Annotated in this window: 11 protein-coding genes; 7 read left to right on the forward strand and 4 right to left on the reverse strand. The window is 65.0% G+C overall.

Translation table 11 applies throughout. The annotated features are described in order from the left end of the window. Nucleotides 1-849: a TIM barrel protein gene (locus tag O6P39_RS15610; RefSeq protein ID WP_275607416.1), complete on the reverse strand. Its 849-nt coding sequence runs from the start codon at nucleotides 847-849 to the stop codon at nucleotides 1-3. A gap of 530 nt (nucleotides 850-1,379) precedes the next feature. After that, nucleotides 1,380-2,282, reverse strand: coding sequence for a LysR substrate-binding domain-containing protein (locus O6P39_RS15615; protein ID WP_275607417.1), 903 nt, complete (start codon nucleotides 2,280-2,282; stop codon nucleotides 1,380-1,382). 186 nt (nucleotides 2,283-2,468) lie between these two features. Here O6P39_RS15615 and O6P39_RS15620 point away from each other — a divergent pair, with 186 nt between their 5' ends. The 6 genes from O6P39_RS15620 to O6P39_RS15645 all read left to right on the forward strand — a co-directional run bounded on the left by O6P39_RS15620 (nucleotide 2,469) and on the right by O6P39_RS15645 (nucleotide 8,690). Then, complete coding sequence (locus O6P39_RS15620; RefSeq protein ID WP_275607418.1) at nucleotides 2,469-4,091, forward strand: 5-guanidino-2-oxopentanoate decarboxylase; 1,623 nt, start codon at nucleotides 2,469-2,471, stop codon at nucleotides 4,089-4,091. 360 nt (nucleotides 4,092-4,451) lie between these two features. Beyond that, a complete protein-coding gene (locus O6P39_RS15625) occupies nucleotides 4,452-5,555 on the forward strand; it encodes an ABC transporter substrate-binding protein (protein ID WP_275607419.1) in 1,104 nt (367 codons plus the stop codon). Between the two features lie 185 nt (nucleotides 5,556-5,740). Continuing rightward, on the forward strand, nucleotides 5,741-6,565 hold the full coding sequence (locus O6P39_RS15630; RefSeq protein ID WP_275611960.1) for an ABC transporter permease: 825 nt from the start codon (nucleotides 5,741-5,743) through the stop codon (nucleotides 6,563-6,565). Then, entirely contained in the window at nucleotides 6,562-7,407 is an 846-nt protein-coding gene (locus O6P39_RS15635) for an ABC transporter permease (RefSeq protein ID WP_275607420.1), read from the forward strand. The genes O6P39_RS15630 and O6P39_RS15635 overlap by 4 nt, the downstream gene beginning before the upstream one ends. A 14-nt stretch (nucleotides 7,408-7,421) precedes the next feature. Further along, nucleotides 7,422-8,477 (forward strand): ABC transporter ATP-binding protein, encoded by a 1,056-nt coding sequence (locus O6P39_RS15640; protein WP_275607421.1) that lies wholly within the window; start codon nucleotides 7,422-7,424, stop codon nucleotides 8,475-8,477. A 60-nt stretch (nucleotides 8,478-8,537) separates the two neighbouring features. Then, entirely contained in the window at nucleotides 8,538-8,690 is a 153-nt protein-coding gene (locus tag O6P39_RS15645; protein ID WP_275607422.1) for a hypothetical protein, read from the forward strand. A 194-nt stretch (nucleotides 8,691-8,884) separates the two neighbouring features. Here the strand turns inward: O6P39_RS15645 and O6P39_RS15650 are convergent, their stop codons facing one another. Continuing rightward, nucleotides 8,885-10,081 (reverse strand): MFS transporter, encoded by a 1,197-nt coding sequence (locus O6P39_RS15650; protein WP_275607423.1) that lies wholly within the window; start codon nucleotides 10,079-10,081, stop codon nucleotides 8,885-8,887. 8 nt (nucleotides 10,082-10,089) lie between these two features. Then, nucleotides 10,090-10,713 carry an isochorismatase family cysteine hydrolase gene (locus O6P39_RS15655; protein WP_275607424.1) on the reverse strand — a complete coding sequence of 208 codons (624 nt, stop codon included), beginning with the start codon at nucleotides 10,711-10,713 and terminating at the stop codon, nucleotides 10,090-10,092. Between the two features lie 207 nt (nucleotides 10,714-10,920). Here O6P39_RS15655 and O6P39_RS15660 point away from each other — a divergent pair, with 207 nt between their 5' ends. Continuing rightward, complete coding sequence (locus tag O6P39_RS15660; RefSeq protein ID WP_275607425.1) at nucleotides 10,921-11,421, forward strand: helix-turn-helix domain-containing protein; 501 nt, start codon at nucleotides 10,921-10,923, stop codon at nucleotides 11,419-11,421. Nucleotides 11,422-11,542 lie beyond the last annotated feature (121 nt).

Raw genomic sequence — 11,542 nt, forward strand, 5'->3', positions numbered from 1 at the left:
TCAGAATCCGGATTGGAGGAACCGCTGGAAGTGGCGACGCTCTTCGTCGGCCATCCAGCGGTTCAGCGCCCACAGATCGGCGATCGGGGCATTGGTGAAAGGCAGGTGATGCAAGTAGCCGTCCGGACCGAATTCCGGGGTCAGGGTGGTGATCTGCTGGCCGCGAGCCTGCTGGGCGCGCCATACGGCTTCCCAGTGCTTCTGGTGGAAGGCCAGTGCGTTGCTGTATTCCGGCGCGCCGGGGTGCGGCACTTGCGGCCCCTGGTCGTAGCCGACGCGGGCCTGGATGTGCTGCACGCGCTCGACGAAGGGCGTGAGGTCGTCGGCGGGGTCGTCGAGCAGGCGCTCGCAGACCACCACCCAGTGGCTGATGTCGGTGGTGAAGCGCAGCTCGGGAACCTGGCGGATCAGCTCGAGGGTCACCCAGGGGCTGTACAGCGAGCGCGCACGGTGAATCTCGAAGAGACAGGTCAGCTCCTGCGCGGCGGCCAGCTCCAGGGCGCGGCCGAAGAAGTCGACCTGCGCAGCCAACGGCCAACGATCGTTGCCGGCCAGGGTGTTGACCAGGCGCGGCGACAGCTCGGCGGCATAGCCCAGCTTGCGCTGCAGGTCGTCCAGATGCACCTGCGGGCTGGCCGACTGGTCGGGCAGCACGTCGTGGGCGGTGAACAGGGTCGCGATGTAGGGCACCCCTTCCGCGGCCAGCAGCCGTGCGTACTCGGCACGAAGGGCGGGATCCAGCGGCAGGCGCGCTTCCAGGCCGTCGAAGCCGGCCTCGCGCAGTTCGGCGATGGCCTGCGGCCAGCCATGGGTGTAGCCCCACAGGGTGCGGAAGATCTCGAGTCGCATGAACGAACTCCGGGCAGGGTGAGCCGCGCCGTCAGGCACGGCGAAGCATTCGGCGGGAAGTTCAGCGCACGGGCGCGACGGCTGAGAGCGTCAGGCGGCGAAACGAATCAGCGGACGTTGGGGAGGATGTCGAACGGGAGAACTGCGCAAGGATGGGCATGGTGATATTCCTCTGACAGACCGCAGCTTCGCGGGCCTGTACTCGCCGATTGTTGTTGTGTGCCCTGGCGTGTCGCCATCGGGCTTTGGCAGTAAGGAACAGCAGCACGGCCGGAGATTTTCAGACCCTCCGGTCCGCGTAAACCAAGACCTCTGCGGCTTGGTGTGGGTGCAGTTTTCGCAGCTTGGTGCGATAGGAAAAATAGCGCGATGCAAATAATTACTTCAGATTTTTCAAAAGTAATTTCCCTTATATGACGTGGAAAATTCGCTCAGTCGAAAGCAACGACGAACAGGCTCTCTAAGTCGCGGCTCGTCATGGTGGCGAGCCGCACAAGGTGAGGCGGAAAGCGCCTGACGCCGAAGCGACATCAGGCAGCCGGCTGCTCCTGTGGCTCGGCCGCTTGCAGCAACAGCCAGTCGATCAGCTCGCGCAATTGCGGCGACGTCTCGCGGCGTTCGGGATAAACCAGGTAGTACGCCGCACCGGTATGCACCTTCAGCTCGAAAGGCGTGACCAGGCGCCCGGCGCGAAGGTCGTCACCGATCAGCGCCCAGTCGCCCATGGCCACGCCGGCTCCCTGGGCGGCCACCGAAACGGCCAGGTCCAGGGTGTCGAAATGCTGGCCCTTGCCCATGTTGCTGACCCGCGTGCCGGCCACACGCAACCAGGCCTCCCAGTCGCGCTGGTCGCGAGTGGGGTGCAGCAGCATATGCCGCTCCAGGTCCGCCAGCGCGCTCAGCGGCAGCGGACCGTCGAGCAGTTGCGGCGCGCAAACCGGGGTCAGTTGTTCGTAGAACAGACGGTGGCAAGCCGGGCCCTCCTCCTCCTTCTGCAGGCTGTAGACCACCGCGGCGTCGAACTCCTCGCTACGGAAATCCACGGAGTGCTGCATGGTGGTGGTCAGCTCCACCGGCACGTCCGGGCGCTCGGTCTGCCACTGCAACAGACGCGGCAACAGCCAACGCATGATGCAGGTAGGTGCCTTGAGCTGCAGCGCCTCACGCTTGCCGCCGACTTCTTCCACTGCTTCCTCGATCAGCGCGAACACCTGCTGGATACGCGGCAGCAGATCGCGGCCCTGGGGCGTGAGGGTCAAGCCTCGCGCCTGACGCTGGAACAACGAATAGCCCAGATGGCTTTCCAGACCGGCGATCTGCCGGCTCACCGCCCCCTGGGTGATGTGCAGCAGACCGGCCGCGCGGGTGAAGTTGCAGCATTGCGCGGTGACCAGAAAAGTGTGCAGGGCAGGCAAAGGAGGTAAGCGCTTCATCGTGGCTCAGGCATGAGGTGAAGACATACCTAGTATGACAAATTTTGGTTTGTCAGCGCCCTCCGCCGACAGGTCCAATGCCGTCTCCCAGCGCGCACCTCGCCTGTACATGCTCGGCCCCGGTTTCCCTGGCGGATACACCGGGATGGCGCGCCAGACCGACGACCAACAATAAGGATGAAGTCCATGGCCACATGCGGCGAAGTACTGGTGAAATTGCTCGAAGGCTACGGTGTCGAGCAGGTGTTCGGCATCCCCGGCGTGCATACCGTGGAACTCTATCGCGGGCTCGCCCGCTCGAAGATCCGCCACGTCACGCCGCGCCACGAACAGGGCGCCGGCTTCATGGCCGACGGCTATGCGCGCACCAGTGGAAAGCCCGGCGTGTGCTTCATCATCACCGGCCCGGGCATGACCAATATCGCCACGGCCATGGCCCAGGCCTATGCAGACTCCATTCCCATGCTGGTGATCTCCAGCGTGCAGGCGCGCAGCCAGCTCGGCGGCGGGCGCGGCAAGCTGCACGAACTGCCGTCGCAGAGTGGCCTGGTCGCCGGTTGCAGCGCCTTCTCCCACACGCTGATGTCAGCCGCCGAACTGCCGGCGGTGCTGGCCCGCGCCTTTGCCCTGTTCCAGGCCGGCCGACCGCGTCCGGTGCATATCGAGATTCCCCTCGACGTGCTGGTGGAAAATGCCGACGCGCTGCTGTCGAGCCAGCCAGTCAAGGTAGCCCGCGCTGGCGCAGCGCCCGAGGCTGCGGCCGAAATGGCCGACCTGCTCACAGGCGCACGGCGCCCGCTGATCCTCGCCGGCGGCGGCGCCGTCGATGCAGGGCCAGCCCTGCAGCAACTGGCCGAGCGCCTGCAGGCGCCGGTGGCGCTGACGATCAACGCCAAGGGCCTGCTGCCCGCGCAACATCCTCTGCTGATCGGCTCGACGCAGTCCACCGACGCCACCCGCGAACTGGTCAACGAGGCCGACGTGGTGCTTGCGGTTGGCACCGAGCTGGGCGAAACCGATTACGACGTGACCTTCGCCGGCGGCTTCAAGATTCCGGGCGCCCTGCTGCGCATCGATATCGACCCGGATCAGACGGTACGCAACTATCCGCCCCGAGCCGCACTGGTGGCCGATGCCGGGCTGGCCCTGGAAGCCCTGCTGGGCGCCCTGGAAGGCCGGAGCCTGGCCGTCGAAACGCCGCACTGGGGCAGTAGCCGCGCCGCCAGACTGCGCGAGAAAGTGCTCTCCACCCTGGATGACACGCTGCGCGGCCAGACCCGCTTCCTGCATGTTGCGCTGGAGGAGCTGCCCGAAGCGGTACTGGTCGGCGATTCGACCCAACCGGTGTACACCGGCAACCTGACCCTCGACCTTGAGAAGCCGCGACGCTGGTTCAACTCCTCGACCGGCTACGGCACCCTCGGTTATGCATTGCCGGCCGCCATCGGTGCCTGGCTGGGTGACGCCACGCGACGCCCGGTGCTGTGCCTGATCGGCGACGGAGGATTGCAGTTCACCTTGCCGGAACTGGCCAGTGCGGTAGAAGCGCACGTACCGCTGATCGTCCTGCTGTGGAACAACCACGGCTACGAGGAAATCAAGCGCTACATGGTCAACCGCGACATCGAGCCGGTCGGCGTCGACATCTACACCCCCGACTTTGTCGGCGCGGCCAAGGCGCTGGGTTGCAAGGCGCATCGCGCCAGCGACGAAGCGGCACTGCGCGCCGCGTTGCGCGAAGCCAGCGCCAGCTCGTTGCCGACCCTGATCGAGATCGACCAGGCGACCTGGATGAGCAGCCAGGGCTGACACGTCCCTCTCCCTGCCGCACCCGGGCGGCAGGGATCTTTCCGGGGAACTTTCCCCGCCACGCGCCGGCTTCACGGCGCGTCTTTTTTTGTTGAACCGCTCTGTTGCGGGCCTTTCAGGGAAGGTCTGCGGCCCGCGCATGGGCGCACGCCAGCCATGCATGCAGAACATGGCTTCGATGACATTTTTTCGATTGTTGGCACCACGCCGAGGTCGCAGGATGACCCCGCCGAACAGCCTGCGCCCCCCGGATTCCGGGACCGCCAGACATATCCGGCAGGCGGGGGGCGACAGCCCCGACCTCCCGCCGCACACCCGCGACCTTCCTAAACAAAAGCGATAAGAGCAAAGGAGTCCCCGATGGGCGAGCGTGATTTCAGCAGAAGGCAATTCATCAAAACGGTAGGCGCTGCCTCGGTGGCCGCGGCTGCCCTGACCATGCCTTTCATCCGGGCCAGCGCCAGCGATAACCGCTTCCAGGGCAAGACCCTGCGCCTGCTCACCTGGTCCGACGACACCGGCCTTGCGGCGCTGCGCAACATCGCCGCGACCTTCGAGGCCAAGACCGGCGCCAAGGTGATCGCCGACCGTACCGGCAGCACCTCGGAGATGGTCGCCAAGCTCAAGGCCGGCGGCGACCGCCCGCAGTACGACGTCATCACCCTGGCCGGCGTCGGCGCCGAAGGCCTGGCCAGCGCCGGGCTGCTGGAAAAACCCGACCTCAACCGCATCCCCAACCTCAAGGACGTTCCAGCCAAATACCAGACCGGCGCCGACGGCCACGGCATCGGCTACCTGCTGTGGTGCAACAGCCTGGTCTACAGCACCCGCACGGTGAAGGACGTACCCGACAGCTACGCGGCCTTGTGGGATGAGAACTACGCCGGCCGCCTGTTCCTGCCGCCGCCGAACTGGACCGAGGCCATGGATCTGATCATCATCGCCGCCAAGCTGGCCGGTGGTGACGAGCACAACATCGAACCCGGTTTCAAGAAGCTCGAAGAGCTCAAGGACCGCGTCATGACCCTGGGCGAAAACCCCAACCAGGTCGCCGAACTGTTCCGCACCGGCTCGCTGGATATCGGCGGCCTCTACGCGCCGGCGTTCTTCCCCAAGCAGATCCGCGACCCCAACTACGGCCTGGGCGCCACCTTCGGCATGAAGGAAGGCTTCTACACCGACCTGATGCTTTCGGTGCTGCCGAAGAACCGACCGGGCGACAGCGACCTGGCCCACGCCTTCATCGACCACTCCCTCGACCCCTACGTGCAGGGCAAGATGGCCGAGGACATCTTCAACGGCCCGGTCAACGCCAAGGCGATCATTTCCGCCGAAGCGCGCAAGAGCCCCTACATCCTCACCCCCGAGCAGATCGCAGAGAAGGCGATCATGCACGACAACGCCTTCCTCTCCACCGTCCACGAACAGTGGATCCGCCGCTACACGGAAATCTTCTCTTCCTGATGCAGCCATGGCCGCCACGGCGGCCATGAATCGTCGCGCGCAAGTGGCCGGAACCACCTGCGCTCGATGCGGACATTCTCCGTTCTGACGAGAGACGCGATATGCAATCGAGCAATCCGACCCGCCCGGTCGGCGTGGCGCTGCTGCGCCCGGCCCGGGCGTTTTCACCGACGGCGCGTGCCTGGATGTTCCTCACGCCGTCCCTGTGTTTCCTCATCGTACTCATCGCCGCCAGCCTGCTGGTGGTACGCATGAGCGTCGGCGAGAAAGGCGCCGAATGGACCGGTTTCAGCCTGGCCAGCTATGCCCAGTTGCTGCAGCCGTACTACCTCAAATCGCTGTTGCTGACGCTGCGCCTGGCCTTCTTCAGTGCGTTGATCGCCGTGCTGCTGGCGATCCCGGTCGGCTACAGCATGTCGCGCCTGCAATCGCCCCTGCTGCGGCGGATATTCCTCGCCGCCGTGCTGCTGCCGCTGCTGGTCAACCTGCTGTTGCAGAGCTACGGCTGGCTGGTGATCCTCGGCCCGGCGGGCATGCTCAACAAAGCCTTGCTGGCCCTGGGCCTGATCAAGCGTCCGGTGATGCTGCTGTACAACCAGAACGGCGTGCTCATGGGGCTGGTGCAGACCGCGTTCCCGCTCGCCGTGCTGCCCATTGCCAGCGCCATGCGCGGCATCTCGCGCAGCTACGAAGAAGCGGCCGCGACCCTCGGCGCCAGCCGTTTCCAGGTGTTCCGCCAGGTGGTGTTGCCCATGAGCCTGCCCGGCATTCTCACCGGCGCCACCCTGGTGTTCGCCTACAACGCCAGCAGCTTCGTGGTTCCGCTGCTGCTGGGCGGGCGGCGCGTGCCGATGCTCGCGGTGATGGTCCACGACCAGATCGCCCCGCTGATGAACTGGCCGGCCGCCTCCGCCGCCGGCGTGGTGCTGATCGTCACCACCCTGGCGATCATGACCCTGTCGGAAGTCGTCACCGGCCGTCGCCGACGCATCCTGGAGGCCTCGCAATGAGCAACCTGTCCCGTCGCCAACCGACCCTGCCGGGCGACACCGGCCGCTTCGCCCTGGTGCTCTCCGGCATCATCCTGCTGCTCGCCGTGCTGCCGATCCTGACCATGATCGTGATGTCCTTCAGCGGCGCGGCGAATCTCGACTTCCCACCCAGCAGCTACAGCCTGCAGTGGTATCAGGCCGCCTGGCACACCTTCGTCTCGCCCGACGCCAGCGACGTGCTCAGCCTCGGCAAGGCGCTTAGCACGAGCCTGCTGGTGTCCTGCCTGACGATGGTCCTCGCCACCCTGGTTGCCGTCCCCGCGGCCTACGCACTGACCCGCTGCGAGTTCCGTGGCAAGGCCGTCGCCCTGCAACTGATGTCGCTGCCGCTGGTGTTCCCCATGGTCGTACTGGGCCTGGCGCTGCTGCTGGTGTTCGACAGCCTGCCGCTGCACCTGGACACCTCGCGCCTGGTCATCGCCCACGTGATCCTCGCCCTACCCTTCGTGGTGAAGAACTGCACGGCGGCCATGGTCGCCATCGGCAGCGAGGTCGAGGAAGCCGCGCAGATGCTCGGCGCCCCGCCGCTGCGCGCCATCGTCGATGTGGTCGTGCCGCTGATGCGCTCGGGCATCCTCGCCGGGATGCTGCTGGCCTTCATCGTCTCGTTCAACGAATTCACCGTGACCTACTTCCTCTACAACATCGACGTGATGACCGTGCCGATCTGGATGTACAGCCGCACCGTGTCCTCGCTTGACCCCACCGTTTTCTCGTTCGCCGTGCTGATCGTGCTGATCGACTTCGTCCTCATCTGGGCGCTGGAGAAGCTGGTTGGCGAAGGTGGCGTGTCGTTCTGATTCGAGGTGAAAAAATGAATGGATTGAATCTGCAAAACGTCGAGAAACACTACGGCACCGCCTGCGCCGTGAAGGACGTGAACCTGCACCTGCCACAGGGCAAGCTGGTCTGCTTCCTCGGCCCCTCCGGCTGCGGCAAGACCACGCTGCTGCGCATGATCGCCGGCCTGGAAAGCCTCAGCGGCGGCGAGATCCTGCTGGACGGCGAAGACATCAGCCTCGTCCCGGCGCACCAGCGCAACTTCGGCATGGTGTTCCAGTCGCTGGCGCTGTTCCCGCACATGACCGTCGGCGAGAACATCGCCTATCCGCTGAAGCTGCGCGGTGTCGGCAAGGCCGAGCAGCAGGCGCGCGTCGCCGAGCTGCTGCAGATGATCCAGTTGCAGCAGATGGTCGACCGACCGGTGGCCAAGCTGTCCGGCGGCCAGCGCCAGCGCGTAGCGATCGCCCGCGCCATCGCCTCGCACCCCAAACTGCTGCTGCTCGACGAGCCGCTGTCGGCGCTTGACGCCAAGCTGCGCGAGTCGATGCAGGTGGAGATCCGCCAACTACAGCAACGCCTGAACATCACCACCATCATGGTCACCCACGACCAGCGCGAGGCCATGACCATGGCCGATGTCGTGGTGGTGCTGGGCGAGCACCGCATCCAGCAGGTCGGCACTCCGATCGAGATCTACCGCAACCCGGCCAACGCCTTCGTCGCCGACTTCATCGGCTCGGGCAACATCTTCCCGGCGACCGTGCTGGGCCATGGCCGGGTCGAATTGCCGGGCGGCGCGGCACTGCATGCCGCCCATTGCCCCAGCATCCAACCGGGCGCCAGCGTGCGCATGCTGGTGCGCCCGGAGGACCTGCAACTGTCGACGGCACAGGCACCGGCGGCCAATCGCCTGGACGCTACCGTGACCTTCATCCGCGACATCGGCGCGACCATCGAGACCACTGTCGAGTGTTCCGGCGTCTCCCTGACCGCCCTCAGCACGCCCTGCCAGGACATTGGTCTGCGTGTAGGTCAGGCCGTGTCGGTGACCATTCCGGAACATGCCTGCCGCGTACTCAGCGCTTGACGCCACCGCGCCGGCGGCCAGAGGACCGCCGGCGCGGATGGCCACGGAAGGCCCCACTTCATGCAACGCCTGCTCGAAAATTGCGGCGCCCTGATCCGGGGAGGCTGCTCCGGACCTGGCTTCGGCGTCGTGCAGGCGCTGACTTGCGAAAGCATGCGCATCTGCCTGTTCGCGCGACGCTACGCCTGGTTGGCCGATAGCGGCTTTTTGTGAACGGCCGCTATGGGTCGGTAGCTGGCGCTCTCCAGAGGCTGCAATCGGCCACAAGCGGACCTTGCAAGAGGCGAACAAGCAAGGAGCGAGCATCGCCAGCTTTCGAGGTCAGCTGCAACGCGAAAGGCTGTTCTTTCAGGAATTCAAGGATGAGGTGCGCCGCAGTGTCGCCTTTGAATGGCTCATGGGCGCACCTAGCCCGTCGTCGAGTTCGACTCAAGGGGAGAAAGAGCATTGATCACCGCGGCCGCGCAGGAAAGCAGGATGCCAACAGCGGCAAGGCCGAGCCAGCCTGCCCGGTGCACGCCGTAGTTTCCCAATGCAGCGCCGATCGCTCCACCCAGGAAATACGATCCCATGAATACGGTATTGAGCCGGCTCCGGGCCTCCGGATGCAGGGTGAATACGCGTGCCTGGTTGGCAACCAGTCCGGCACGATTGCCCAAGTCGAGCAGCACCATACCCAAGATCAGCCAGCCAAGACTTTGCCCGCCCGCAGCGATGCAGGCGAAACCTGCGGCGAGGGCCATCGCGCCGGCGAGGACCATGGTGCGGACGCCCAGGCGATCGCTCAGTGCGCCGATATGTGGTGACGCGACGATGCCCAACAGGGCGACCAGGCCAAACAGGCCGATGGTGGCGGAATCGAACCCGTAGGGTGGTTGTGCCAGCAGCGCGGCCAGCGAGGCCCACAGCGCACTGAACGCGGCGAACATCAAGAGGCCGCTCGCCGCGCAGTAACGCAACACTCTTTCCTCCCGGACCAGGCTGCCCAGCGAACGCAAAAGCCGGTCATAGCTTATCGCTGGCATGCTCGTGGCGGCGGGCAGGCTCCTGGCAACAAGGACCAGCAGCACGACATCGATGAGCGAGGCCAGTACGAACACGGCTCGCCATCCCGTGTGCGCACCGGCGAACCCTCCGACCGTACGCGCCAGCAACAGGCCTGCCGAGAGGCCACCGAGCAGGCTGCCGACGATGCGACCGCGCTCAGCCGGAGCAACCAGTCCCGACAGGGTGGGGATGATGATCTGCGCGGTGATCGCGGTCACGCCGACCAGGAGGCTGCTCACGCACAACACGGTGAAACTCGGCGCCACGGCGCAAAGGATCAAGGCGACGGCATTCGCCGCGATGGCCATCAGTGCGAGCTGGCGTGGCTGTCGGCAGTCGGCGAGCGGCACGATGAACAGCAGGCCCGCCGCATAGCCAAGCTGCGTCAAGGAGGCGACCAGGCCGGCCTGTGTCGGCGCCAGGCCAAACGACGCGGCCATCTGCGGCAGAAGCGGCTGGTGGTAATAGATGGTCGATACGGCCAGTGAGCAGCACAGGGCCATGAGGGTGACAAGGCGATCGGAAACTCCCATCGGCGCTGCGGGAGAGACAGGCATGACGCTCTTCACTGCTGCAGGGCCTGCACCAGCTCGCGGGTCTCCACGATGCTGTGCGCAAACGTCGGCCCGTTCAGTTCGTGCGCCGCATGCATCATTTCCTTGCTGAAGGCGGCTGTCGCATCGCGTACCAGCGTGACGTGATAACCAAGTTCCATGGCGAAGCGTGCGGTGGATTCGATACAGGTGTTCGCCAGCAGACCAACGACGATCACATGGGTGATGCCTCGCTGCTTGAGCTGGAAGTCGAGGTCGGTATTGGCGAACCCGCTTTGCCCCCAGTGCTCCTGGATGATGATGTCGCCTACCTGTGGCACGAAGTCGGGATGCCATTCGCCACCCCAGGAGCCCTTGGCAAAGGTATGGCGCTGCTGGATCAGGCGTTGGGTCGGGTTGGGGTGATCCCAGTGGTCGTAGTCGCCGGGCTGCCAGCGCCGATGCGGTACGTAGTAGACCTGGATGGCCTTTCCTCGCGCGGCAGCAAGGGTCGTGCGCAGGTTGTCGAGCAGACGAACCTCGTCTGCGACGCTTCTGAGCATGGGAAACAGCTTGCCGCCATCGGACAGGAAGTCGTTGTAGGGGTCGACCAGCAGCAGGCCGGTCCGCTCCGGGGAATACACGGGATGGGTCATGGACGGTGCTCCAGTTGCGGGGAGAGGGTTAGGAAGCTTCTGCTGTACAGGCGATGGCTTGCTGCGATGAGGCAAGCCTCGACAGGTACAATATCAACTATGAAATTCATAGTGTCAACAAATACGGGGCTTTGAGAGGTACTGCTCGGGGCATTGCGACATCGGCCGTGTTACTATGAAAAAAATAGTTTGTGCGGAGTAGATGACGTGACGCCAAGACTGGACGAGACAAGCGATACGGTGTGCCCGGTGGCGCGCTCGGTGGACTTGGTGGGCGACAAGTGGACCATCCTGGTTCTGCGTGAGTTGTACATGGGCGCGACACGCTTCGAGGAAATGCAGATCCAGACCGCGGCGACGCCGCAGATGCTGACCTCGCGCCTGAAAGCGCTGGAAACCAACGGCCTGGTCGAGCGCCGGCCCTACAACGCAAAGCCGCTGCGCTACGAATACCATCTGACCGACAAGGGATGGGACTTCTACCCCGTCATCTACGCGCTGCGCGCCTGGGGCGAGACGTGGTGCAAGAGCGAGGATGAGGGGCTGGCCGTGCATTTCGTGCACCGCGCGTGCGGCTATGATGTGGGCGTGGCCAGCGTTTGTCCCCACTGCGGCACCCCGGTGGAACGCAAGGACCTGGAGGCGTCGATCAGCAATCGTTTCCTTGGCGAACGCGAGTCTCGCCGGGAGGCCTTCAAGCGGAAGTAGCTGATTCTGAGCGTCCGCTAATGGCCGGTAGCTGCCGCTCACGGACGATCGCTATCGGCGATACCTGCCGGTTAGAACTGGCAGAAGTTGGTATCGGCAGTCTCAAGCGTATCTAGCTACA

Origin of the sequence: Pseudomonas sp. PSE14 (genome assembly GCF_029203285.1) — a bacterium.
Taxonomy (GTDB): Bacteria; Pseudomonadota; Gammaproteobacteria; order Pseudomonadales; family Pseudomonadaceae; genus Pseudomonas.